Genomic DNA, 25557 nt, shown 5'->3' with positions numbered 1-25557 from the left:
GCCTTGGCCTTTGCCTCGGCTTCTGCCTTAGCCTTTGCTTCTGCCTCTGCCTTAGCCTTTGCTTCGGCTTCTGCCTTGGCCTCTGCTTTGGCCTTTGCTTCGGCTTCTGCCTTGGCGGCTGCAACTGCAGCGGCGTCTACGTTGTCAGTCTCTTTACTTGCAACAGCTGGAGCAACCGCATCGGTTGCATCATCCTGAGACTCAGAGCTCGTTCCCTGCTTGGCGCTGTCGCAAGATGGCTCTTTTTTTTCGGCTTCCTCAACTTGAGCAGCAATATCGTCGATGATCTCTGAGTTAAGGTCACTATCCTTGTCGCCATCAGCAAACACAGACTCATTGTCATCTTGTAGACTCAAATGACCCTGTTCAGCCTTCTCTTCTTTAACGATGGCATCAACAACCGGCTGGTCATCCTGTTCGTCACGGCTTAAAGACTGTTGTTCTAGTTGAGACTCTTGTGAAACATCAGCTTCGTCTTTCTTTTTTCTGCCGAATAACTTTGAAAAAAAACCCATGCTTATAAGTTCCGATTCTGCTCGACTGCCAGTGCAGAAGAGGCATATGACAAAACACAACTAGACCATACAATTGTATGATTCAGCTTGCTGCAGCTTACTTCCACAAGATGTTAAAGCCCTAAATTTTAGGCATAGTTGTGAAGTACAAAGCTATCGATTCTTTGTTTGGCTGCTTGAGAGCAACATTGCTCAAAATTGACCAAGTGGTCACAGATAAAGTGTGGCCTGATCAAGATAGAAGATAGTTGGCCTCTTTAGTGAGGCTTAGCATTAAACCAATTATCAATGCAAAGCGCTAAACATTATAGCGAAAATGCCCAAGAATGAGAGAAAAGCCTTACAATGGAGCCAAAATCTGTACTAAAACGATTTGCAGATAAGAAATTAACGAAGGCTTTCAGGGGAAATAAGTGGCTTACGACAACAAGATCCGTATCATTGGTGGCCTATTTAAGGGCCGTAAGTTAGAAGTTATCGACATGGATGGCCTACGTCCAACCACCGATCGCGTTCGTGAGACCGTTTTTAATTGGATTGGCGAAAGAACTAGCGGCGCTGCAGTTTTAGATTTATTTGCAGGTTCTGGAGCTTTGGGCCTTGAGGCTTTATCACGAGGCGCAAAATCTCTAACCCTAGTTGAAAAAGATGCAGATACAGCAGCAATCCTTAAAAGCAATATCTCCACCCTGCCTGATGCTGCAGGTGAAGCTCGTGTAGTCAACCAGGACGCTTTAAGCTTCCTTGAGAACCTGGAAAGTAAACCAGCCTTTGATCTTATCTTCTTAGATCCACCATTTAGCTCAGATCTACTCGAGCCTGCAGTAGAGTTGATCGTACAAAAAGATTTACTCAATGACGGTGGCGTAGTTTATATTGAAATGAACAAGGCTAAGAAGAAAGTACTCTTTGGTCTTACTATGATTCGCGATGGCGAAGCAGGTCAATGTCACTACGGTTTATACGAACGTAGCTTTTTTATCTAAATCATGCTCAAAAGGCATAAAAAAAGGGACCAATTGGTCCCTTTTTTTGTCGAGTTAATAGAAGATCTATTAACGTCTGCGTGAGCGTGCGAGCTCGACCACCTTGAGCTGAGCCATTGCCTCGGACAGCTTGATGAAGGCCTGAGTGTAGTCCTTATCACCAGCATTGGCACGAGAAATGGCCTCACGTGCTGCGCGCATTGCTTCTTCAGCCTTAGCTGCATCAATGTCATCAGCACGCAGAGCAGTATCAGCAAGGACAGTTACGTCCTCAGGCTGAACCTCTAAAATACCGCCTGCAAGATAGATCTGATCTTCTTTACCCTCAGCGTCAACTAAGGTAACCATACCTGCCTTGATGGTGGTAATTAAAGGAGTGTGGCCATGGCGAATACCCAGTTCACCCTCAGAGCCAGTTACAGACATAGCTCTGACGCGACCTGAATACATACTGCCAACACCACTTACGACGTTAAGATGGAAAGTAATATCTTCCATGCGTCATACCTCCTGACTATAAGCTCTTGGCCTTCTCTACAACTTCATCAATAGAGCCTACCATGTAGAATGCCTGCTCAGGTAAGTTGTCGTATTCGCCGTTGATGATGCCCTTGAAGCCACGGATGGTGTCCTTTAAGGATACATACTTACCAGGGGAACCGGTAAATACTTCAGCAACAGAGAATGGCTGAGATAAGAAACGCTCAATCTTACGTGCACGAGCTACGGTAAGCTTGTCGTCTTCTGACAGTTCGTCCATACCTAAGATGGCGATAATGTCCTTGAGCTCCTTGTAGCGCTGCAGAATAGTCTGAACGCCACGAGCTACCTCATAGTGCTCCTGACCAACAACGAGCGGATCAAGCTGACGTGAAGTAGAGTCAAGCGGATCCACAGCTGGGTAAATACCTAAAGATGCAATCTGACGTGAAAGCACGATGGTTGCGTCTAAGTGAGCGAAGGTAGTAGCTGGAGATGGGTCAGTTAAGTCGTCAGCAGGCACGTAAACAGCCTGAATAGAGGTAATGGAACCCTTCTTAGTAGAAGCAATACGCTCCTGAAGTGCACCCATTTCCTCAGCTAAGGTTGGCTGATAACCTACAGCTGATGGCATACGACCGAGCAGAGCTGATACTTCGGTACCGGCTAAGGTATAACGATAGATGTTGTCGATGAACAACAGCACGTCCTTACCCTCGTCACGGAACTTCTCAGCAACGGTCAGACCAGTTAAAGCTACACGTAAACGGTTCCCTGGTGGCTCATTCATCTGGCCGTAAACCATGGATACCTTGTCAAGAACCTTAGACTCTTCCATCTCGTGGTAGAAGTCGTTACCCTCACGGGTACGCTCGCCTACACCGGTGAATACGGATAAGCCAGAGTGGGCCTTAGCGATGTTGTTGATAAGCTCCATCATGTTAACGGTCTTACCTACACCAGCACCACCGAAGAGGCCTACCTTACCACCCTTAGCGAAAGGACAGATAAGGTCAATAACCTTAATACCGGTTTCTAAGATCTCAGTGGTTGCGCTCTGCTCTGAATAAGTTGGAGCAGCACGGTGAATAACCCAGCGATCTTCCTCACCGATAGGGCCACGCTCGTCTACTGGCTGGCCCAGAACGTTCATAATACGGCCTAAGGTTGCATGGCCTACAGGAACCTTAATACCGTCACCAGTATTAACAGCCTCTAAGCCACGGCATAAACCGTCAGATGAACCCATGGCGATACAACGTACAACGCCGCCGCCGATTTGTTGTTGCACTTCTAAAACGATGTCAGGACGCTGTTTGCCGTCGCCCTTAATATCGAGTGCGTCATAAAGCTCTGGGATGGCGTTTTCTGCAAACTCCACATCCACAACAGCGCCGATGATCTGCACAATAGTGCCCTTTTCACCAGCACGCTTTCTAGCTTCTGCCATTTTTTATCCTCTACTTGTTTAGACCGCTGATGCACCCGATACGATGTCATTAAGTTCCATCGTAATACTTGCTTGACGTGCCTTGTTATATTCAAGTTGCAGATCGCTAACAAGAGTCTCGGCGTTATCCGTCGCGGCTTTCATAGCCACCATTCGGGCAGCCTGCTCACTGGCAAGGTTCTCAAGAACTGCCTGGTAAACCATCTGCTGAATATAACGATCTAAAACTACATTCAAAATGATAGCTGGATCAGGTTCGTAGATGTAATCCCAATGGTGGCTCTTTACGGTCTCATCATCAGTGATTGGGAGAGGTAAAAGCTTAACAACCATTGGAAGCTGCACCATCGTATTCTTAAAGCCGTTGAAGCACAGATTGATCTGATCAACTTCGCCGTTTAAGAAAGCCTGAGTCATCACCTTAATGGCACCGACCAGCTTGTCAGGTGAAGGCTCATCACCAAAGCCTGCGTGTTGAGCGATGATTTCAACGCCAGCACGGGCAAAGAATGAGTGGGCCTTACCACCTAACAGTACAGTCTTAACACCTTTACCGCTGTCTAAGGCTCCTTTAATCTCGCCTAAAACCTTACGGAAGAGGTTGATATTAAGACCGCCGCACAGGCCACGATCGGTAGAAACAATGATATAACCAATGTTCTTAACCTCTCGCTCAACCATGTACGGATGGTGGTACTCAGTGTGACCAGCGGCAATGTGTCCGATGATGCGGCTGAGAGCCTGCGAATATGGACGTGAAGAAGACATTTTCTCCTGAGCACGTCTCATCTTCGATGCGGCTACCATTTGCATCGCACTAGTGATCTTCTGAGTGTTCTTAACACTAGCGATCTTAGTGCGGATTTCTTTTGCTCCGGCCATTGTTAGAGCTCCTAGTAAGTCTGAGTTGACTTGAACTCAGAGATTAAATCGCCAAAGCTCTTAACGATGTCATCGTTATAGTCTGGCTTCTGCTCGAGGCTGTTCAGCAAATCGCCGTACTTCTGACGAGCAAACTCTAACAGGGCGGACTCAAATGGCAGAATCTTGGAAAGTTCAACATCCTCAAGGTAGCCACGCTCAGCTGCGAAAATAACGAGAGCCTGCTCAGCAACAGTTAATGGAGCAAACTGCTTTTGCTTCATGAGCTCGGTTACCTTCTGACCGTGATCAAGCTGCTTACGAGTTGCATCATCAAGGTCTGATGAGAACTGAGCGAAAGCTGCAAGCTCGCGGTACTGAGCTAAAGCGGTACGAATACCACCTGAGAGCTTCTTAATAATCTTAGTCTGTGCGGCACCACCTACACGAGATACGGAGATACCTGGGTCAACAGCAGGACGAACACCTGAGTTGAACAGAGAAGAAGTTAAGAAGATCTGACCATCGGTAATAGAAATTACGTTGGTAGGAATGAACGCGGAAACGTCACCTGCTTGGGTCTCAATAATAGGCAGAGCGGTTAAAGAACCAGTCTTACCCTTGACCTTACCACCACTAAGCTCCTCTAAGTACTCAGCGTTAACACGTGAGGCACGCTCGAGAAGACGTGAGTGTAAGTAGAAAACGTCACCTGGGAATGCTTCACGCCCTGGAGGACGACGCAGCAGCAGAGAAATCTGACGGTAAGCAACAGCGTGCTTTGATAAGTCGTCATAGATGATTAAGGCGTCTTCGCCCTGATCCATGAAGTACTCACCCATAGCACAGCCTGCGTATGGAGCAATGTACTGCAGAGCAGCAGTATCGGATGCAGAAGCTGCAACAACGATAGTGTTCTCTAAAGCACCGTGCTCTTCAAGCTTACGTACTACACCAGCAATGGTGGAGGCCTTCTGGCCGATAGCTACGTAGATGCAGCGTACACCATAGTTCTTCTGGTTGATAATGGTATCGATAGCTAAAGCAGTCTTACCTACCTGACGGTCACCAATGATCAGCTCACGCTGGCCACGACCGATAGGAATCATAGCGTCAACTGCCTTATAGCCGGTCTGGATAGGCTGAGCAACGCCCTGACGAGCAATAACGCCTGGAGCAATCTTTTCTACTGGGTAGAAAGCTGCCTTCTCAATTGGGCCCTTGCCGTCAATTGGCTCACCTAAGGTGTTAACAACACGACCTAATAAGCCATTGCCAACTGGTACTTCCAGAATACGGCCAGTGCTACGAACCTTCATACCCTCAGATAAGTGAGAGTATGGGCCTAAAACGATAGCACCAACAGAGTCACGCTCGAGGTTTAAAGCCAGACCATAAAGACCTTCGCCGAAGTCCAGCATTTCACCTTGCATGACGCTTGAGAGGCCGTGAATACGAACGATACCGTCGTTAACGGAAACGATAGTACCCTCGTCGCGTGCCTCAGTGACAACCTTAAATTGCTCGATGCGCTGTTTGATGAGATCGGCAATTTCAGTTGAGTTTAATTGCATTTAAATTTCCCCTGCTTTACTTGAGGGTAGAGGACAATCTACCGAGGTTGGTCTTTACACTGCCATCAATAACTTCATCGCCAACGCGAATGATGACACCACCCATGATGCTTGGGTCAATTGTACGTGTAAGACTTACGGTTGCCTGATACTTTTGCTCAAGCTTGGCTACGATTGCTTTCTCGTCCTCTTTAGCAAGTGGACGGGCTGATACAATCTCAACAGCCTTTACCTTCAGATAGTCGTCTCTTAACCTGATAAACTCTTGACAGATTTCAGGGAGAACTTCAAAACGATCGTTCTCACCTAAAACTCGAACAAAGTTCTGAGCTTTGTCATCAAGAAGATCACCTGCAACCCCGATCAAAATCTTAGCAGCCTCATCGCGAGTGGCTGCATTCTTGATCATAGTGAGGAGCTGCTCGCTAGACACTGCGCAGGATAAAGCCTGCAGTGACACTGACCACTTGTCGAATGTCTTGTCTTTCTGAGCAATCTCAAACACTGCTTGGGCGTAAGGTCTTGCTATAGTTAGGTTCTCAGCCAATGCTTTGCCCCCACTCTTTACAAGGAATCAACAATCTTCTTGACCATTTGATGATCAGAGCTTGAGTCCATTTTCTTATCAAGAATTTTCTCCGCACCAGCAACAGCTAACGCGATAACTTCAGCACGTAATTCTTCACGAGCCTTGTTACGCTCTGCTTCGATTTCTGCCTTAGCAGAATCGATGATACGGTTCTTTTCGTTAGTAGCCTCTTCAGCAGCACGGTCCAGGATCATTGAGCGCTGCTTTTGTGCCTCATCAATGATCTTCTGAGCCTCTTCCTTTGCATTACGCAGAGTGTCTGAGGCATTGGACTTAGCTAACTCAAGGTTCTTTTTAGCCTTTTCGGCGTTGGATAAACCGTCAGCAATTTCCTTTTGACGCTTCTCAAGAACGTCCATTAAAGGTGGCCAAACATATTTCATGCATAAGACCACGAAAATGAGGAAAGCTACGGCCTGTCCTAAAAATGTAGCATTAATTTCCAAGGTGTTAGCTCCTTGCTAAAACTCTCGTTTAGCTTAAGCAGCAAACATGAGGTACATGCCAAGGCCTACACCGATCATAGGAATAGCGTCAACAAGACCCATTACGATGAAGAACTGAGTACGGAGTAATGGAAGTAAGTCAGGCTGACGTGCAGAGCCCTCTAAGAATTTACCGCCTAAGATACCGATACCGATTGCAGCACCGATAGCAGCTAAGCCCATCATAATACCGGCAGCGAGGATGTTGAAATCCATTTAAATTCTCCTTAAAAGTACAAATTTCTTTGCTTTTTTATAGCTTTTTAAAATCATCAGAACCAAAGTGTGAGGGGTAAAGTTAAGAAAAACTCACGCCCTTTGGCCCGTTGCAGAATGCATCCAAGTAGCCCATAAGTAACTTACTTGGTACATCTGTTTATTAACTTTTCATTCACTTCACTAAGAAGCTAAGCGAACATTAGTTTTAAGTTGCAAAACATTAGCGTCGTAAAAAGTTGTTGTGACTACTAGCACTTTGTAACTTAGTTTGCTCGCTTAGTCCTCTTCACTGGCCATTGACAGATAAACAATAGTCAGAACCATGAAGATGAATGCTTGCAAGGTAACAATCAGAATGTGGAACAATGCCCAAGGCACGTTCAGCACCCACTGAATCCACCAGAGAGGTAACAGAGCGATAAGGATGAAGATCATCTCACCGGCGTACATGTTACCGAAGAGTCGCAGACCTAATGAGACAGGCTTGGCAAGGAGTGAAACACCTTCCAAGATGACGTTAATAGGTGCGAAAACCCAGTGATGGAATGGGTGAAGGGTATAAGCCTTAACGAAGCCCTTAACACCAATATTGGTGAAGGCAAAGTAGAAGATCAGCAAGAACACACCACATGCCATAGACAAGGTGATGTTTACGTCAGCTGATGGCACTACTCTTAAGTAAGGAACACCGATTGTGCTTGCAAAGTGAGGTAACAGATCGATAGGGAGCAGATCCATCAGGTTCATGAGGAAAACCCACATAAACACAGTCAGCGACAGTGGAGCAATGAGATTGCTCTTGCGCTTGAAGATGGAGGAAACAGATCCCTGTACGAACTCAAAGATCATTTCTACAAAGCACTGAAGCTTGGTTGGAACTCCAGTAGCAGTTCTCTTAGTAGCGCTTCTGAATAACCAGAAGAACAGTAAACCTAAGAGCACTGTAAAGCCTAGAGAATCTAGGTTTAAGTGGTAGAAGTTAATCAATGAAGCCTCATGCTCCGAAGGCGCGTGATAGGAGATACAGGAGCCTTGAGCTAAATCTGAAAAGTAGCACTGATCATAACCAGTGATGGTTAAGCAATCAGACTGAGATCCGCTTGCTTCCATGCACTTTTCGTAAGCTGCTGGCTCTCTAGGAATAACACTATCTACGATACTGCCATCGCGGAGATCAACCTGCAAGAAATGAAGGTGGTGTCCAATATATTCTTGAGATGAAGTCCCAGACATAAGATACTTTCGATTCCTGGATGAACTTGCAAAAACGCTCTTTAAAGCAACACTAAGAAATTACCGCACTCAGGATTTAGGCCTGAAATGAGCAGCATTTAAAAATGCTCGCCTTACACAGCATAGTTGCGCTCGATGACTAAATGACTGCTTGTCCTCAGAGTTTTGATTCAAATGCCGATGTTATGGCAAGCCATCTCATCAAGCCTTTAAAATCATTCCATCCCAAGCCAAAATTCATGACAGGTAAGCAAGCAACAACAAGCTCAAAGAGCAATCGTTAGTACTTACCGCCTAGCCTAAACCTGGCCTCTTGAAAAGTAAGTTAGCAAGCAATACCTGCCATCTTTTCTTTAGCAAGATAGGAGGTCATGTACGTCGTAGCTTTATAACATCTCAATAAGCTGCCAAAAACTACGAGGCTGTCCTCTGAAGTATAGAAACGCTAAAGCTATCTTAGAGGCTGCTTTTAACTACCTGCCTACATATACAAGTACATGTAAGGAAGTTAGCGCAAGTAGCGTATCTAAGAGATTTTTAGCTGCACTCTGAACTCTTCAATGTAAAAGACATGGCGCATTTAAGAACTAAACAGCTCTCAAAACGAGAACTAACCCTAAGCTTATGCAAATGGGTATTACCGTTTTCATAAGCCTGATCTAATGACTTAATAGTCATTGACCATAAGGATAAAGCCCTCAAAAGCGCCATGACTCTCATAGTCAACAAGACCCATGCTACACAGACTTAGATTTGATAACTTATAAAAGCTACAAACTTAAAGTCGCAAGCACGAATGTTGAAGACTAGTGGTGAAGTGCCCTTGAGTCACAACTAAAACACCATGATAAACATGTTCATCATGGGGTGATAAAGTGCGTTACAAGTCTGTAATAGACTGGCTTTGATGTGCATTTGTAGTGCAATGCACTCAGATACAAATCGATGGCATTACCGAGCTAAAAATAAAGACCTGTAAGGGTCAAAATCCAGAGCAATAAGCCATGAAAAGCCCGCTAGACAGTGCTTAGCAGTTCCTTTATCAGCTTGATAATATACTCTGATTGTTTTCAAATTAGAAATTGAAATCACAATCTTGTGACATATACATATGGAAAAAATTATCAAGTTACAAAGCTAGTTATCATCACGTGTTAACTAAAGTGTGCGCATTGTCACGCGACAGTTGAGAGATTAGTCACACAAAACTCTCAAAGTCCTATCAATAAGCGCAAAAGCATACGTAATTCTCTGCCAACTTAGGCAATCAAAATAGGTAAGATTCCCTAGTCAAACTGGTATACAAGTTCATGCAGAACTCCCTTTTTTACTATGTATAAGCGCATTTATAGTCAAACATAACTAACAGCGGTGTGTGCGCTAGATCAAAAGACAAACGCTAACTTGTATACATACAGATCCCACTCATTTTGACAAGATACTAAAGATGCGCATTACACCTTTTATCTAACCCTACTCTAAAATCTATGCAAAATATTCTTGCATCGATTCGGTGCATTACTAAGCCCCCTGCACCGCAACTTTTTGCAGTCAATCATCTAAATTGACTTTTAAGTACCCCACAAAAAGTGAGCACCTCCAGCATAGCCCATGACCTGATGTAGATAAAAAGTTAGCTTTAGCAACCATCAACCATCAAAACATCCATTTACTGTTAATTGCACTCAGAGCGCCCGCACCAAATACTAATGATCTCTCACCACTTAAATCTTAAGCTCGCCACGCACAAACCATACTTAAAAGAGATCTCAGCTTCGATGAATCTAACGGCGATCTTAGCGATCTCAAAATATCGCGCACCGCCACGACCAGCACGCATAGCACTCTCAAGATCTTATGGCCACACTTACGATCTTGCCAAAGCACCGCCCCCTGCGCTTGCTGCTACTCTTGCTCTTGCTATTGCCACCACTCCTGATCTTTGTCTTTGTCGTGGTCTTGATCTTAGTCTTAAGTGTGCAGCTTTAGCATCTCCATATACATCGGCAAATCATCGTTACTTAAGGCTGTGGCTTGTGTATTGGTATTAGTCAAATGCTTGTACGGTCAATAATGAAAAAAGCTCGATCCCATGTACCACATCTTGATCTTAAAGAGGCTGTACATAAATCGAGCTTTTTATGATCTGTAATCTAAGTGTTTTGCTACTTAATTGCTGCATCACTACTTGAGTTTGCAGCACCTTGTGAACTGGACTTATAAGTCTCTTGAGCAGCCTTCTGTGAGGCAAAGCCTAAGCTATAGCTAGAAAGAACTAATTGCACGCACATCATGATTACAAATGTAGCAATGGTGATCATGTCATTAAGATCAGTGAACTTAAACACAGCTCCTAAGATCAGAACCATGATGGAGTACTTATAGACTTCTGCCTTGATCGCATCGTACATCACACCTGCAGTACCTGGAAAACGGCTCTGCTCGCCACGACGTGCAATAAAGTTATATACCGCAAAAGGAATAATTACGCCTAAGCCACCACATATAGAAGAGATCATAAACCACAGGGCACAACCTAAGGCACCTTGATCTGCTAATGGACCAGCAATAGCAGCTAAGGATTGAGCGTAATCAATTGGTTCTTGAGCGCCCGCATAATAAGACTCAAGCCCCTTGATAAGATTGTATCCTTTGTAAAACCCCACAAATGCCGAACCAAACATACATAAGATGAGCACCTGTAAAAGGCGGATCATTTTAGGTAAGCCAGGCTGCTTTTTGCTAAGTTCAAGAGCCTCTTGTGCTGAGATCTTAGAGACAAACTGATCATCTGCCTCTACATCGTCGTAGGCATCATATGATCTATCTTTATTACCACTCTTGAGATCGATTGGATGTTGATTGCTACTGTCTAATTGTTCACGTGAAACAGACTTAGCAACATCGTGGCTTTTGTGCTCGTTATTATCTACAGTGTTCTCGTCACTGTTATACAGATTTGAATCTCTCATATCTTTTTAGTGGCTAACTCATGCGGTTAAATGCCCAAGTTTCCCCACTCTCCTATGTAAGTTGAAAGTCACTATCACATATACAAAGATAGTCCCATCAGCTTGATCTTTGGCCATAAAAAACTAGGCAAAAGATCTGAGCGACTCACGTAGTATAACTCCGAGTTTATCTTAGAAACTGCCTAAAAGTGTATTTAATTTTGTGTAAACACTTTTTTGAAATTCGGTGGATATGGTTTCAAAATTTTGTGGATAAAATCTTGATTCTATAAGGCTTTCAAGCAAAGTACAGCTATATGCAGACACTCCTTATCTGCGCTAGCTGATCTTGCTACTTATCATCTGTAGCGATCACATCACCATCTTGAGAACTGACTACACTCAGACCTAAAGCCTTGATGATCTTGCTCAGCTCATCTTGTGAAGAATAGCTTAAAACTAAAGAGCCTTTGCCATCATGCTGATGCTTAAACTTAGCCTTACAGCCACCAAGCCTATCTGATACGCTCTTTTCGAGCTTGCTTAACAGCTCCAAATACAGATCTTCTGATTTTTTGGATTTTTCTTTATCTGAATGAGACGATTTGTCTTTCTTGTCTTGTTTTTGCTGCAGCTCTTTAATGTAAGCCTCTGTACCACGCACTGACAGGGCTTTCTTGATAATAGTACGGCATGCTTCAACCTGATGGCTACCTGATAAGGACAATAACAGCTTGGCATGACCTAGGTCGATCTTGTTGGCACGCAGACAAGAGAGAGGCTCATCTTCTAATTTAAGTACACGCAAGAGATTAGCTACGGTAGAACGAGACTTACCAATATTCTTGGCTACATCATCTTGTGTCATATTGCACTCTTGCATCATCTGATCGATAGCAATAGCCATTTCTACAGGATTGAGATCTTCGCGCTGTAAGTTCTCAATGAGAGCAATAGCATAGCCCTTATCATCAGAGACATCACGAATGAGGCAAGGTACTGAATCAAGCTTAGCTGCTTTAGCTGCTCTAAAACGACGTTCACCGCAGATGATTTCGTAGATGTCGTCACCCACCTTCTTGACTAACAAAGGCTCTAATAAACCGTGTATGGCAATCGACTCAGATAACTCTAAGATAGCCTTTTCATCAAAATTGGTACGTGGCTGATACTGAGATGGACGCAGCTTATCAATTGAGAGATCATGAACCACATTGTTCATACTCTCAACAGTTCTACTGCTCGAAGTACTCAAAGAAGCATCTTGAGCATCCATAGTAGCTGCTATTTCCTCAGCACCGAAGGCACCTACGCCAAAGCTAGCCACCTTCTCAGGAGCATTGTTCTTATTGTCTTTACGCTCACTCTTAAGATTTGATTTGTGCTTATCTTTGCCTTGCTTTAAAGACTTTTTAGCCTTGCTCTTTGATCCCTTAGCAATGTCATCAGCTGCATTGAAGCTATCTTTTGCAGCTTCATGCATTTTCTCAAAACTATTTGAAGGATCTTCTTGTGCTGTAGCGCTCTTGATTGCATCTTGAGCTGCAGTGCTCTTTACAGCCTCTTGAGGCAGGTGCTTTTGAGTGTTTAAAGCACTAGGAGCGATCTCATCATACTCATCTTGGCCTTGAGCATGAGCTAAGGAGCGTTGAAGAAGTCGATTTACCCTTGTGGATTTACCATCAGCATTACGAGCAGACTTTTCAGCGCTCTGACTGAGCAAGGCGCTTAAACCTCTTCCCAAACCGGCCATGTTTGACTCCAATAGCAACGAAATAGCTAAGATAGTAGCAAGATGTTGATCTCCACGGCCGATGTATAAGCTACTCGTAAGGCCATGGGGTGAGCTAAGAAAATATAACGCCAATGTATGAACTAAAAGTAGCAAGCTCAGCCATTGACGTTTTTAAAAGGAATAGTGATATCAGGTAAAAGTAACTACTAAGAGCTACTTTGTCTTAACTGCAGGTCGTGCAGCTGGCTTTTTAACCTTTGCTGCCTCTTTGCGTACCTTAGCAGCAATACGCTCAGATTCAAGCTTATCTTTCTCTACGATCTCTGAGGCAAGCTGAATGTAGTTTGTAGCGCCCTTAGAAGACTTGTCATAGTAGATAACTGGCTTACCGAAGCTTGGGGCCTCAGCTAAGCGCACATTACGGTGAATGATAGTCTTGTACACGAGATCGCCAAAGCTTACTTCTAAATCACGTGACACATCTACAGCAAGACGATTACGAGGATCGTACATGGTACGTAAAATACCCTCGATTCTTAAGTGCGGGTTAGCTACGCGAGCGAGCTGATCTACAGTGTCGATAAGCAGAGTTAAGCCCTCAAGTGCAAAGTACTCACACTGCAGCGGAACTAGGATACAGTCAGCTGCACACATGGCATTTACAGTTAAGAGGTTTAAAGATGGAGGGCAGTCAATGAGGATGTAATCGTAATTATCCTTGATAAGTGCAATGGCGTTCTTTAAACGAACTTCACGCATGTACTTATCAATAAGCTTAACCTCAGCCTCGGTTAAGTCCTCGTCAGCTGGAATTAAATGGAAACCGCCCGAGGTGTGAGTAATGAGAGCCTCGCGGATATCCACATCATCAAGCAGCACATTGCAAATAGAGCATTCCAAGTTGAACTTATCAATACCACTAGCCATAGTGGCATTACCCTGAGGATCAGAGTCAATAACCAAAACGGCCTTTTCCATAGCAGCCAAAGAGGCAGCTAAGTTCACACAAGTTGTAGTCTTGCCGACACCGCCTTTCTGATTAGCGATAGCAATGATTTTAGCCATATTATTACCTGAGATCGGATAAGTTAACTCTTGCTTGAGATTGCCATAAGCATGAGGCAAACCCTGCACACTTAGATACTCTCTTTAAGTATGCTCATGCTTGTAAACAAAGTCTTACAGGCATACTTGCATACCAACATACTACTTTAGCACATCTAAAAGATTCGCACTGTGATACTCATGACGCTTGTAAACATTTGTAAAGCATCAATCAAATCTAGTGCACTTTAGCCTATCTTTTTTGTAAAAGAACCAAGCATCTGTACACAAGGACGCTATGCACCAAAGACTGAAGTGGGCAAGATGTCATTAATCAGCTAGCAACCACGTTAAACGTTACTAGCCTTTAGCACTAAATGTTTGCTTAAACTTTCTTGAGCACAACAGCCTGACGCTTAGCATCACACTCAGGAACGTGGAGCTCTTCAATACGCTCAATCTCTACTGAGCTAGGAATAGCATCGAGTTCTTCTTGCTCTAAGTTAGCCTTCATCGCCACGAAACGACCATCGTCTTTTAACAATGGCAGACACCATGACACCATACGCTCAATTGGAGCAAAAGCTCGGCTCACGATGCAATCAAAAGGCTCATGCTCAATTTCCTCACAGCGCTTGTTGATCATCTCAACATTGCTCAGCTTTAAGCGAGCTGATACCTGACGAACAAATGAAAGCTTCTTACCTACAGAATCAATCAGGGTAAAGTTAAGCTCAGGATGAAGCACAGCCAGAACTAATCCAGGGAAGCCTGCACCAGTTCCCACATCAGCAACATGCTTAACCCCCTCAACTGAAGCAACTACAGGCGCAGCTACCGCACTATCAAGAATGTGCAATACGGCCATCTGCTTAACATCGCGAATAGCAGTTAAGTTTAAGGCTGAGTTCCAAGTGTTGAGCATCTCTAAGATTATGGTGAGCTTTTCAAGTTGCTCATCAGTAATACTTAAAGAGGTTTGTCCAAACAAGGACATCAGATAGCTTTTGGTGTCATCAAAATTAAACGGAGCAACCTTAGAGGCCATATGCATTCCTTGTACAAACGATAAAGTGAGATATTAAGCGTTGTGCTAATTAGTTATACATGGCCATAGCAGCGTGAGTATGTTCAGATCCATACTCTTACGGATAGCTACATCTACTGCTCTTTAGCTGCTATGACCAAGATAATCACTTAAGCGCTACTCTTTAATAATAGCGCCAGATACTGCCTCTGAAGTAGCCATCAAGGATGGATCAGGCTGTCGATTTAACAGGCCGAGCTTCTTTAAGTGTACGAGCAAGATAGAGATCGCAGCTGGGGTTACACCTGAAATACGTGAGGCCATACCTAAGGTCTCTGGCATAAACTCATTGAGCTTTTGGGCAACCTCGTTTGATAAAGAAGAGATAGTTCTGTAGTCAAACTTCTGCGGTAGCAGAGTCTTTTCATTAAGCTCGCGCTTTTTAATCTCCTCAAGCTCATGCTCAAGATAACCTTGATAGCGCACCTGAATCTCAACTTGCTCTTCTGCTTGAGGCAAGGTTGCAATAGGCTCTAAGCCTGCTGCCTCTAACAGTGGCTTTAAGCGAGACTCTGGTCTACGCAGTAGCACCTCTAAAGTCTGCTCTTTGGACAGGGCGTTATTTAAGATCTTGTTAATGTTCTGGCCCATCTGAGAACTTGGCTTTACTAAGGTCTCACGCAGACGAGCCTTTTCACGCTCGATCTGAGTTTGCTTCTCTTCAAATGCCTTATAGCGCTCATCAGAGATGATGCCTAAATCACGTGCAGTTGGGGTGAGGCGAATATCCGCATTGTCCTCACGTAAAATCAGACGGTACTCAGCACGTGAGGTGAACATGCGGTATGGCTCTTTAGTGCCTAAGGTACACAGGTCATCCATCATTACGCCAATGTAGGCTGTATTGCGGGATGGGAACCAAGACTCCTTACCTTGTACAAAGAGTGCGGCATTGATACCAGCTAAAAGACCTTGAGCTGCAGCCTCTTCATAGCCAGTAGTACCATTAATCTGACCTGCTAAGAACAGACCCTTGACCTTCTTAGACTGCATGGTAACTGACAGTTCACGTGGGTCATAGAAGTCATACTCAATGGCATAGCCTGGACGCGCAATAATAGCGTTCTCAAAGCCCTCAATAGAGTGAATGAACTTTTCTTGAATATCGTATGGCAGAGAAGTGGAAATACCGTTCGGATAAATGAGAGGTGAGGTTAATCCCTCTGGCTCAACAAAGATCTGGTGAGCGCTACGATCTGGGTAGCGAACAATTTTATCTTCAATAGAAGGACAGTAGCGAGGACCAGTTGACTGAATTACACCTGAGTACAGCGGGCTACGATCTAAACCTGAGCGAATGATGTCATGGGTACGCTCATTAGTATGAGTAATATGGCAGCATACCTGCTCTGGCAGAACCGAGTTGTCATCCATGAAAGAGAATACTGGTAGCGGATGCTCTGGCTCTTGGCGCTGCATTTTAGAGTAGTCGATGGTATCTGCGACTAAGCGAGCTGGAGTACCAGTCTTTAAACGTCCCTGCTTAAGACCGATTTCCTTTAAGTTCTCTGCTAAAGCAATAGAAGCTGGATCACCTGCACGACCACCTTGATAGTGATTGAGTCCAATGTGGATAAGTCCATTCAAGAAGGTACCGGCACAGATGATGACAGCCTTGGCATAAAACTCAATATCAGCTGCAGTATTAACACCGCATAAAGTATCACCATCAAAGAGCAGCTTAGTACATGGCTGTTGGAATAAGGTAAGGTTTGGGTAAGAGGCTAAGGTCTTACGCATTACATCCTTATACAGGTGACGATCGGTTTGAGCACGAGTAGCTCTAACAGCTGGGCCCTTAGATGAGTTTAAGGTTCTAAACTGAATACCTGCTCTATCAATAGCCTGTGGGCAAATGCCGCCCATAGCATCAATTTCACGCAGTAAGTGGCCCTTGCCAATACCACCGAAAGCAGGATTGCAGGACATCTCACCGACAGTTTCTAGATTATGAGTTAACAGCAAAGTCTTGCAGCCCATACGAGCTGCAGCACCAGCAGCTTCAATACCAGCATGGCCAGCGCCAACAACAATGACATCAAACTCTCTAAAAGACATGGCAACCTCATTTTAGTAAGAACCCACAAGCTTATGCTTGCAAGTAGAATTTTGGGTTTAAATCATGTCGCCTTTCGGTAAGTCGCCTAACGCAATCTAAGCACGACCTATTTCACGGCCCGTACAGCGAATCCATTGCTCGTACGCACTTACTTAAGACCAATGAAAACTATTGTTCTTAAATACCCTACGCTATCTAAAATCACCAATAGACTTATAAAAGTCCAAGTACGCAATGAGCGGGCGCTATTTTAACGCATATTTAGCTTGCAAATGAGATTTTTAACACCCTTATCAGCAAAAACTTTTTCATTTCAATTGCGATCCTAAGTACACACGTCAACTTAAGTACTCTAAGTAGTGCCTAGCCTTAAACTAAAGTCATCAAGTAGCCAATTGCCACTTAAAAAAACAAGCCCTACTCCACACCCATGCTCAAGCCATTTACAGCCTAAAAATTTTAGCCGCCCCCACACGTAAATGGCCAGATCATAATTGCAGCAAATAAGCTTAAGAAGCTCAAGTAGCAAACTAACCTCATGACACTTTTATGAGTAGTAGCAGACAAAATTCATCTGAACAATCCAAGCTGCAGATCTGTAAGACAAAAACAAAACCACAGAAAACAAAAAAACAAGCTAGACAGCATTAATCACTACTCACTGCTTCAAAAGCTAACTAATCAAGCTGTAGATAAGATCTTAATTAGAGTTACTACACAAGCCAAAGCTAAGATCTCAAAGATGATCCTTTGCTTATGCAGTGCCTTTAGGCTATAGAGGCTAAACAAGACTTTGATAGATTGGGAATACTAAGATCGTAAAAGGATCTACATTGCGATCTACTGCCTATGCATTGAAATAAGATCTCAAAGATAAGATCTCCGCTCTAAGATCGTGGGGTTAAAAATTAAGATCGTAGATCGTAAGATCTTAAAAAGATCAGAGTTGAGATCTTATGTTTGTGTGTCACGATCTCAATTAGGGGTTTTAAGATCTCACAGATTTTGGGGATCACTATTAAGATCTATAAATAATATAGATCTTTGTATTAGATAGATCTCTTCTTCTTATTAGGCCTCAAAACAGTGGAAAAGTGCGCTAAAGCCGCATTAAATCAACGATCTCAAATGTTAAATTGTTGTGAGTTATGATCGGGATAGTGCTGACTTTCCTGATGAGCCTTTCCCACTAGGGCAAGATCCCACTGTCAATCCACTGTTGATTAACAGCAAAAACCACATGTGAGATCACAAAAATTACAACAACTTGCCCACAGATCATAAGTATTGTTGCTTTTGTGAGATCGCTCTCTTGTGATCGCTTTTCAATATGGTAAGGGAGCATGAGCTTGTCACTTGCGATCTCAGAGCTTGGGTTTAAAGCAGTCACTTTCAATTAAATAGTAGCTAGCATCCTAACTTTGTTAGGACAGCAAATATGAGGCGTGGTTATGCCCTTGTGTGCATATGTTGTGTGGCAAATTATGGTGATTAGCTTGTTTAAAACGTGAGCTTTCGTGCGCGTTAGCTTGTGGGATTCTAAGATTTATTGGCTTTGCTTAGATGTTGTTTTTTCTAAGAGCAATTAGCAGCCTTGGTATGAAGGTGCTGATGTGGGGATGAGTTTGCTTTGAAGTTGGAGTGATGTTGCTGTGGAGCGGGCAAAAAAAATACCCTGACTAGCAGGGTATCTTTTCGTCTCATACAAGACGCTTGAGTGAAGACGAGTTAATTAAACGCGCTTCTTGAACTCGTTGGTGCGGGTATCGATTTCGATACGGTCGCCGATGTTTACGAACTCAGGAACTGAGAGCTCGTAACCAGTGCCAGCTAAACGAGCAGGCTTGGTAACCTTACCAGAGGTATCGCCACGAACTGCAGGCTCGGTGTACTCAACCTCACGAACGATGGTGATAGGTAACTCAACAGAGATAGCCTTGCCATTGTAGAAGGTAACCTGGCAAACGTCTTCCATACCGTCAACGAGGTAGTTTAAAACATCACCTAAGTTGTCCTTCTCGATGTCGTACTGGTTGAACTCTTCGTCCATGAATACGTAGAGTGGATCGTTGAAGTAAGAGTAGGTGCAGTCCTTGCGCTCTAAGATAACGTCATCGATACGGTCATCAGCACGGAAAACGGTCTCGGTACCGGCATCAGAGAGTAAGCTCTTGAGCTTCATCTTAACAACAGCGGCGTTACGACCTGACTTGTTGTACTCAGTCTTCTGAACAACCATTGGGTTGCCGTTGAGCATGATTACGTTACCGGCACGAATTTCTTGTGCAATCTTCATGAAATTACTTCCTACTTGAGATCCGCCCGTCAAGAGTCGGATGCTTACTACCTGAGCCTTAAACTAGGCTGCAGGGTTGTGTTTCTGACCGCCAAAGCGGAGCTGTAACTGACTATATGAGCAATTCAGTTAAGTGTAAAACTGCATCGCCATAATTAAAGTCGGTACGTGCATAGAGATCTAAATGATCTGAGCACTGGCCCTCATGAAGATCTCTTCAAGACCTATATGAGCGCTAAAAATCATTGTCACCCAAAGTCCTGTACTTACCACAGGTTAATGTGACAGCCCTCTATTATACCCTATTTGCCTAATCCTTTTCAAAGCAATTTGAGAAGAAAGGGCATTCTTAAGCGAGCTTAGAGCCAATTTTGCTCATAATGAACTCACATAATGATTGAGAAAGATTGGTTCTACCATTGAGATAAACGGCTAGGTTATAAAAAGCAGCGGCATTGCGCTCAACAAAGCCATTAAAATCAAAGCTCTCTGGCCATGGTTCAGCCTCATTGTAGGCAATCATCACCTGACTAATCTCATCTACCATAGCATCAGCTGTATGTGCGTCAATGGCGATAAATTTAAGACCGTGATTGAGCAACTCTAGGTTATTTGGTTCTGACTCAAGGGTTGGGATTTCTACTTTGAGGATAGTGCGCATACGTTCAAGGAAAGATTTAAGCTTGATGATATGTGCCTCTTCATCTTGAGGATAGATATGCCACAAGAAAGGATTGCCTGTATGCATGGCTCTGACAATGCTATCCTCGCCTCTAACTAAGTTACAATCTGAGCTTACGAGGATGTCGTCATACTCATCATGTCCCACCATGGCTATAGCTTCGATACTTAAATTGTTTCCCACCTCTTTTATTTGGCCTACTTTAAGATCCCACTGATACAGGGCATTGATATTATCTAGACACAAGCCCTCAAAGACCTTAATAAGTGTGTTTTTCCCACAATCTGATAGGCTCTTAACAATGTTTCCCACAGCTTTGTTCTCGTAGCCAAACAAGGAAATAACCCTTGTTGCTTCAGCGTTGGCGTTAAGCTTTGTGCATAGCTCATTACTACTTAAAGACTTAGTCTTTGCCTCATCGCAACCTTGTGGGCAAGTAAGTTTAGTGTAGAGTTTAGCAAGGTGTGGAATACACTTATTTGTTAAGTCCTTATCAATGTTTAAACCGCCTGTTTTAGAGGTAAAACCAGGGAAGAAGTAGTGAGTGGTCAGACCATCAACAAAGGATGGTAGCGAGTGGCAATCTTCCACCCAATCTTCGGCACTGAGGTACTCTAGATGGATGATGAGTGCTTGTGGGTTATTTAATAGTGTCTCGTGGGTTTGCTTGTCAAAATGGCAGCCAAAAGCATTGATAACACACATCGCGGCTTCATAGTGTTCAAGCGGCTGCTCCCAGTTTTCAAAGCTCAGATTCTCATTTTGATAGTCGTGCTCATTGCAAATGCGCTCTAGGACACTCATGTTGTTACAAAACAGACGTACCTTAAAGTCCTTGTGACTCATAGTGCGAGCTAAGTGCAGACAAACACCAGCATCGCCATAGTTGTCGATTACGTCGCAAAAGATATCAAGACTAATCATAAGCAAACCTACTTATTAAGCTCCTTCACCTGAAACTGCCAACAGTTTAGCACGCACCCCACAGCCTAACTAAAAACAACTAAGCCTGCCTAAGCTACGTCATCTAGGCTTTCTTATACAAATATCACACCGCAGTCCCACTAAATAAATCGCATAAATATGCTGATTACACAATGTTATTGCAGACGTGAGTGTTTCTACTCTGATTAAGAGTACGATAGCGGTGTTGCCAACAGCAGTCATAGTTAGCTAAGAGCAAGTCAAAAACTGATACCCTACGCTAGTGCGATTTCTATTGAAAAAAAATCGCAATTAGCGCAAAATAAATAGTTTGGTTTGCCCTGTTTTTATTGGTTAAAAGCGCATATTTAAGCGCTTTTTGCCTATGGTTGTTGTGACTGATAGGGTGGCTTGTTTTTAGCACTTAAGCGTCATGAACTTTATGTTCAAGCACTTAGGTGAGCAAAGGATCTAATGATTTAACCTAGCTTGTTAATCCAACAATTACCATGAGCTAGCAGGCAAAAGTTAGTGCTTAATCAAGCTTTCTTGCAGAACTGTTTAGTGAAAAACACTACTGTGAGCTTATAGAGCTAAGCGTAGTGGGAAACATGTGCCGTGTGCATAGGTCTGTGGGGAATCGCTCGAGGCTTTATGTGTAAAGCTGTTATCTAAGTAATGAGTGGATAGATACGCTCTTTTATTAGATAAGTGCATCTACTTTGGGGTTCTTTGTTTAGTATCAAGTAGAGGTAGGTATGATCGGATATATCGTAAAACGCGACGGACGCAAGGTAGCTTTTAATCGTAATAAGATCGCTAATGCCATCAAAAAGTCGATGATATCCGCTCATAGTGAAGAGCAAGGCTATGTGGTTGATCAAGACCTCATTGATAGTCTTACTGAAGAAGTGGTCTTACAAATTGAAGATCGCGATGATGTAGTACCTACCGTTGAGAATACCCAAGACGTCATTGAGCGTGTGCTCATTAAGCGCAATCTGTCTGATGAGGCCAAGAATTTTATCTTGTACCGTCAGCAGCGCACTAATGTTCGTACCTACAATGCTGATCTTACCAAGATCTATCGTGACCTTACCTCTAAGTCCAGTGCTGATATGGACTTAAAAAGAGAGAATGCCAATATCGATGCTAATGCTCCAATGGGCTTAATGCTGCGTTTTGGCTCCGAGGGTTCTAAGGACTTTGTTAAGCGTTACGTGCTTAAGCCAGAGCACTCCATTGCTCACTCTAATGGCTCTATCCACATTCACGATTTAGATTTCTATTTACTGACCATTAACTGCTGTCAGATCAATCTTGCAGACTTATTTAGCCGTGGTTTCTCCACTGGCCATGGTTTCTTACGTGAGCCACAGTCCATTCAGTCAGCTGCAGCTTTATCATGTATTGCTGTTCAGTCTAACCAAAACGATATGCATGGCGGCCAGTCTATTCCAATGTTTGAGTATGACTTAGCCCCATATGTAGTTAAGTCCTATAACAAGCACTTACGCAAGGTTATTCAAATCGTGCTGCGCAATGACGAGCTGGATTTAGATGATCTTAAAGAGCTTGTAGATAGCGTTTATAAAAAGAACGGCTCAGCTCTTTGCGATGAATCTCAAGATGAGCTAGCTCAGCAGGTCAAGAAGCTCCTTGGTATTAAGTACTCAGGTGAGGAGCTTGAGGAAAACCTCAAATACACCATGGAAGAGGCTCATAAGCTTACTAATCGTGAGACTTATCAGGCTATGGAAGCAGTTATCCATAACCTCAACTCCATGCAAAGCCGTGCTGGCGCTCAAGTGCCATTTTCATCCATTAACTATGGCACTGGAACCACTCCAGAACAGCGCATGATCATGAGAAATGTACTCTTAGTGACTGATGCTGGTCTTGGTGGTGGCGAGACTCCTATTTTCCCTGTACAGATCTTCAAAGTTAAGGATGGAATCAATACCAAGCCAGGCGATCCAAACTACGATCTGTTCCGTTTAGCTTGTAAGGTTAGCGCCAAGCGTCTGTTCCCTAACTTCTCATTTCTAGATGCTCCATACAATGCTCAGTACTATGTTGAGGGTCATCCTGAGACTGAAGTTGCAGTTATGGGATGTCGTACTCGTGTCTTTGGTAATGACTACGATAAGACTAAGCAGGTTATTCCAGGCCGTGGTAACTTATCCTTCACCACCATTAACCTGCCTCGCTTAGCTATTGAAGCTCATGGCTCAATTAGCAAGTTCTATGAGTCTTTAGATCGCATGGTCAACATGGTCTTTGAGCAGCTCTTAGATCGTTTTGAGATCATTGCTGATAAGCATGTGTACAACTACCCATTCTTAATGGGCCAGGGCGTTTGGATTGACTCTTATCGTCTCCACTGGGATGACAAGATCCGTGATGTAATTAAGAACGGCTCTTTATCTGTAGGCTTTATCGGCTTAGCTGAGTGCTTAGTGGCTTTAGTTGGCCAGCATCATGGTGAAAGTGAGCAAGCTTATAAGCTCGGTCTCGATATCATTAAGCACATGCGTGAGCTTACTGATAAGCAAACCCAAAAGACCGGTCTTAACTTCTCCTTATTCTCAACCCCGGCTGAAGGTCTCTCAGGTCGCTTCGTGAAGATCGACCGCAAGATTTACGGTGAGATTAAGGGTGTAACCGATCGTTCTTACTACACCAACAGCTTCCATGTGCCTGTTTACCATAACATCTCAGCTGCAGATAAGATTCGCATTGAGGGCCCATTCCATGAGCTATGCAATGCTGGCGCTATCTCCTACATTGAGATGGATGGTGACTTAAACAAGAACATCGATGCTTTTGAGCGTGTCGTGCTTTACATGAAGGACTGTGGCGTAGGCTACGGCTCTATTAATCACCCTGTCGATCGCTGCCCAGTATGTGGCTATGTTGGTGTGATTAATGATGTTTGCCCTAAGTGCGGACGTAAAGACGGCGAGGGCGTAACCATCGAGCGTTTGAGCAAGTTAGGCGTCGACTGCATCTGCCGAGGCTAAAGCTAAAGCTTATCGCAGGGTATCAAGCCTAAGCTAAAGATAAAGCAGAGGCTAAAGATAAAGCCTAAGCTTAAGCACCACCTTAAAATATAAAAGACATCTGGTAAGAGAGCTTATCTTGCCAGATACAGTGGTGCTTTAAATTAAGCTTTGCTTTTGCAAGTATCAAAAGATACAAACGCGTACTACATTACATATTTAGCTTTGTGATCGCAGCAAGTGATCCTCTAGTCAAAAAGCGATCTACTATTACAATCTGAGTCAGGCCATCGCACCTAATTAAGGTCAGTGACACCGTCTCGTAACCGAGCCTCGCTCTTTAAGATGGGCTCATACAAGCGAGAATTAACAGGAGTCTTTATGGTTAACAGAATGCAACCTTGCAACGGAGTTGTGGGCAAAGGTGTTAAGTTTGAGCGCATTCGTCGAGTGACTGGATATTTAGTGGGGTCACTAGATCGATTTAATGATGCCAAGCGTGCTGAGGTAAACGACCGCGTTAAGCATCTACACCTAGGATCATAAGCAAGACTTACCAACAAGGTTTAGCATCAAGAGGGGCTTTTAACACAGCATGAGGCTGTAGCTAAAAGCCTCTTTTTGTTCTATGAAATACACTGCTCATGAAAATAGATAGCCAGTTCTATTTATTTGGGCAGGTGTATTATCATGGGTAAAGAATGTCATTTTATGGGGGCAGGGTATGGACGAGCAACTTAAAGCTTTAGAAAACACCACCATTCGTATTGCCGGCGCTGTTGCCGAATCAATCGTTGATGGCCCTGGCATTCGTTACACCATCTTTACTCAAGGCTGCCCTTTTCACTGTAAGGGCTGTCACAATCCGCAGTCTCAGCCTCTTGAAGGCGGTATTGAGGTAAAACTCAAAGTCTTCTACAAAGAGATCAAGCAAAATCCTTTGATCTCTGGCATTACCTTCTCAGGTGGTGAGCCTTTTTTACAAGCTGAGCCATTAAGTGTTTTAGCTAAGGTACTAAAAAGCGAAGGCTATTCTTTATGGGCCTACACTGGCTATACCTACGATAAGCTCATTGCCGATAAGTCACATATGCCACTCTTAGAACTATTAGATGTACTAGTAGATGGTCCTTTTGTAGAGTCTAAGCAATCTATGGATATCGACTTTAGAGGCTCAACTAATCAGCGCATCATTGATGTTCAAAAGAGCCTTAAAGAAGGCCAGGTGGTGCTTGCTGAGGGCTTTGTCTAAAGAATTAACATCCTGCCCAAAGAGCACCTACATAGCATCAGACCACCTTGGAAAGTCCCTCCTAGAGCTCCTTTAGTGATGAGCAGTTTGAGGAGCTTGTCTCATCTCATCTCATCTCATCTCATCTCATCTC

At 43.8% G+C, this 25557-nt stretch carries 20 protein-coding genes; 4 read left to right on the top strand and 16 right to left on the bottom strand.

The window, feature by feature from the left end; all coding sequences use genetic code 11:
- Positions 1-515: hypothetical protein (locus H524_RS17600; protein WP_027939934.1), on the bottom strand; the 515-nt coding region annotated here is incomplete at its 3' end.
- A 413-nt stretch (positions 516-928) separates the two neighbouring features.
- Here H524_RS17600 and rsmD point away from each other — a divergent pair.
- A complete protein-coding gene (gene rsmD, locus H524_RS0108650) occupies positions 929-1501 on the top strand; it encodes a 16S rRNA (guanine(966)-N(2))-methyltransferase RsmD (protein WP_027939933.1) in 573 nt (190 codons plus the stop codon).
- Positions 1502-1570: 69 nt separating this feature from the next.
- Here rsmD and H524_RS0108645 read toward each other — a convergent pair whose 3' ends face one another.
- The 15 genes from H524_RS0108645 to earP form a co-directional block, all read right to left on the bottom strand.
- Positions 1571-1999, bottom strand: a complete 429-nt coding sequence (locus H524_RS0108645) for a F0F1 ATP synthase subunit epsilon (protein WP_027939932.1) — start codon at positions 1997-1999, stop codon at positions 1571-1573.
- 16 nt (positions 2000-2015) lie between these two features.
- The gene (atpD, locus tag H524_RS0108640) at positions 2016-3431 is read right to left on the bottom strand and encodes a F0F1 ATP synthase subunit beta (protein ID WP_027939931.1); all 1416 of its coding nucleotides are present in this window, start codon (positions 3429-3431) and stop codon (positions 2016-2018) included.
- 18 nt (positions 3432-3449) lie between these two features.
- Complete coding sequence (gene atpG / locus H524_RS0108635) at positions 3450-4313, bottom strand: F0F1 ATP synthase subunit gamma (RefSeq protein ID WP_027939930.1); 864 nt, start codon at positions 4311-4313, stop codon at positions 3450-3452.
- Between the two features lie 11 nt (positions 4314-4324).
- Entirely contained in the window at positions 4325-5866 is a 1542-nt protein-coding gene (atpA, locus tag H524_RS0108630; protein ID WP_027939929.1) for a F0F1 ATP synthase subunit alpha, read from the bottom strand.
- Positions 5867-5882: 16 nt separating this feature from the next.
- The gene (locus H524_RS0108625) at positions 5883-6413 is read right to left on the bottom strand and encodes a F0F1 ATP synthase subunit delta (RefSeq protein ID WP_027939928.1); all 531 of its coding nucleotides are present in this window, start codon (positions 6411-6413) and stop codon (positions 5883-5885) included.
- Positions 6414-6430: 17 nt separating this feature from the next.
- Positions 6431-6901, bottom strand: coding sequence for a F0F1 ATP synthase subunit B (gene atpF, locus H524_RS0108620; protein WP_027939927.1), 471 nt, complete (start codon positions 6899-6901; stop codon positions 6431-6433).
- Between the two features lie 33 nt (positions 6902-6934).
- A complete protein-coding gene (atpE, locus tag H524_RS0108615) occupies positions 6935-7156 on the bottom strand; it encodes a F0F1 ATP synthase subunit C (RefSeq protein WP_027939926.1) in 222 nt (73 codons plus the stop codon).
- Between the two features lie 279 nt (positions 7157-7435).
- Entirely contained in the window at positions 7436-8392 is a 957-nt protein-coding gene (gene atpB, locus H524_RS0108610) for a F0F1 ATP synthase subunit A (RefSeq protein ID WP_027939925.1), read from the bottom strand.
- A 2165-nt stretch (positions 8393-10557) separates the two neighbouring features.
- Positions 10558-11364 (bottom strand): ATP synthase subunit I, encoded by an 807-nt coding sequence (locus H524_RS0108595; RefSeq protein ID WP_027939924.1) that lies wholly within the window; start codon positions 11362-11364, stop codon positions 10558-10560.
- Between the two features lie 331 nt (positions 11365-11695).
- Positions 11696-13096 carry a ParB/RepB/Spo0J family partition protein gene (locus H524_RS16605; protein WP_052339010.1) on the bottom strand — a complete coding sequence of 467 codons (1401 nt, stop codon included), beginning with the start codon at positions 13094-13096 and terminating at the stop codon, positions 11696-11698.
- A 195-nt stretch (positions 13097-13291) separates the two neighbouring features.
- The gene (locus tag H524_RS15050; RefSeq protein WP_044121861.1) at positions 13292-14143 is read right to left on the bottom strand and encodes a ParA family protein; all 852 of its coding nucleotides are present in this window, start codon (positions 14141-14143) and stop codon (positions 13292-13294) included.
- A gap of 364 nt (positions 14144-14507) precedes the next feature.
- Positions 14508-15170: a 16S rRNA (guanine(527)-N(7))-methyltransferase RsmG gene (gene rsmG, locus H524_RS0108580; RefSeq protein WP_052339009.1), complete on the bottom strand. Its 663-nt coding sequence runs from the start codon at positions 15168-15170 to the stop codon at positions 14508-14510.
- 156 nt (positions 15171-15326) lie between these two features.
- Entirely contained in the window at positions 15327-17267 is a 1941-nt protein-coding gene (gene mnmG / locus H524_RS15045) for a tRNA uridine-5-carboxymethylaminomethyl(34) synthesis enzyme MnmG (protein WP_044121856.1), read from the bottom strand.
- Between the two features lie 1733 nt (positions 17268-19000).
- Positions 19001-19564, bottom strand: a complete 564-nt coding sequence (gene efp / locus H524_RS0108565) for an elongation factor P (RefSeq protein WP_027939921.1) — start codon at positions 19562-19564, stop codon at positions 19001-19003.
- A 349-nt stretch (positions 19565-19913) separates the two neighbouring features.
- On the bottom strand, positions 19914-21170 hold the full coding sequence (earP, locus tag H524_RS0108560; protein ID WP_027939920.1) for an elongation factor P maturation arginine rhamnosyltransferase EarP: 1257 nt from the start codon (positions 21168-21170) through the stop codon (positions 19914-19916).
- Positions 21171-21928: 758 nt separating this feature from the next.
- Here earP and H524_RS0108555 point away from each other — a divergent pair.
- The 3 genes from H524_RS0108555 to nrdG all read left to right on the top strand — a co-directional run bounded on the left by H524_RS0108555 (position 21929) and on the right by nrdG (position 25424).
- The gene (locus tag H524_RS0108555) at positions 21929-24193 is read left to right on the top strand and encodes an anaerobic ribonucleoside triphosphate reductase (protein WP_027939919.1); all 2265 of its coding nucleotides are present in this window, start codon (positions 21929-21931) and stop codon (positions 24191-24193) included.
- Positions 24194-24553: 360 nt separating this feature from the next.
- A complete protein-coding gene (gene nrdD / locus H524_RS17315; RefSeq protein WP_156907589.1) occupies positions 24554-24718 on the top strand; it encodes an anaerobic ribonucleoside-triphosphate reductase in 165 nt (54 codons plus the stop codon).
- Positions 24719-24896: 178 nt separating this feature from the next.
- Complete coding sequence (gene nrdG / locus H524_RS0108545; protein ID WP_044121853.1) at positions 24897-25424, top strand: anaerobic ribonucleoside-triphosphate reductase activating protein; 528 nt, start codon at positions 24897-24899, stop codon at positions 25422-25424.
- Positions 25425-25557 lie beyond the last annotated feature (133 nt).

The organism is Anaerobiospirillum succiniciproducens DSM 6400, assembly GCF_000482845.1.
Taxonomy (GTDB): domain Bacteria; phylum Pseudomonadota; class Gammaproteobacteria; order Enterobacterales; family Succinivibrionaceae; genus Anaerobiospirillum; species Anaerobiospirillum succiniciproducens.
This window is presented reverse-complemented; position numbering and strand designations above follow the sequence as displayed.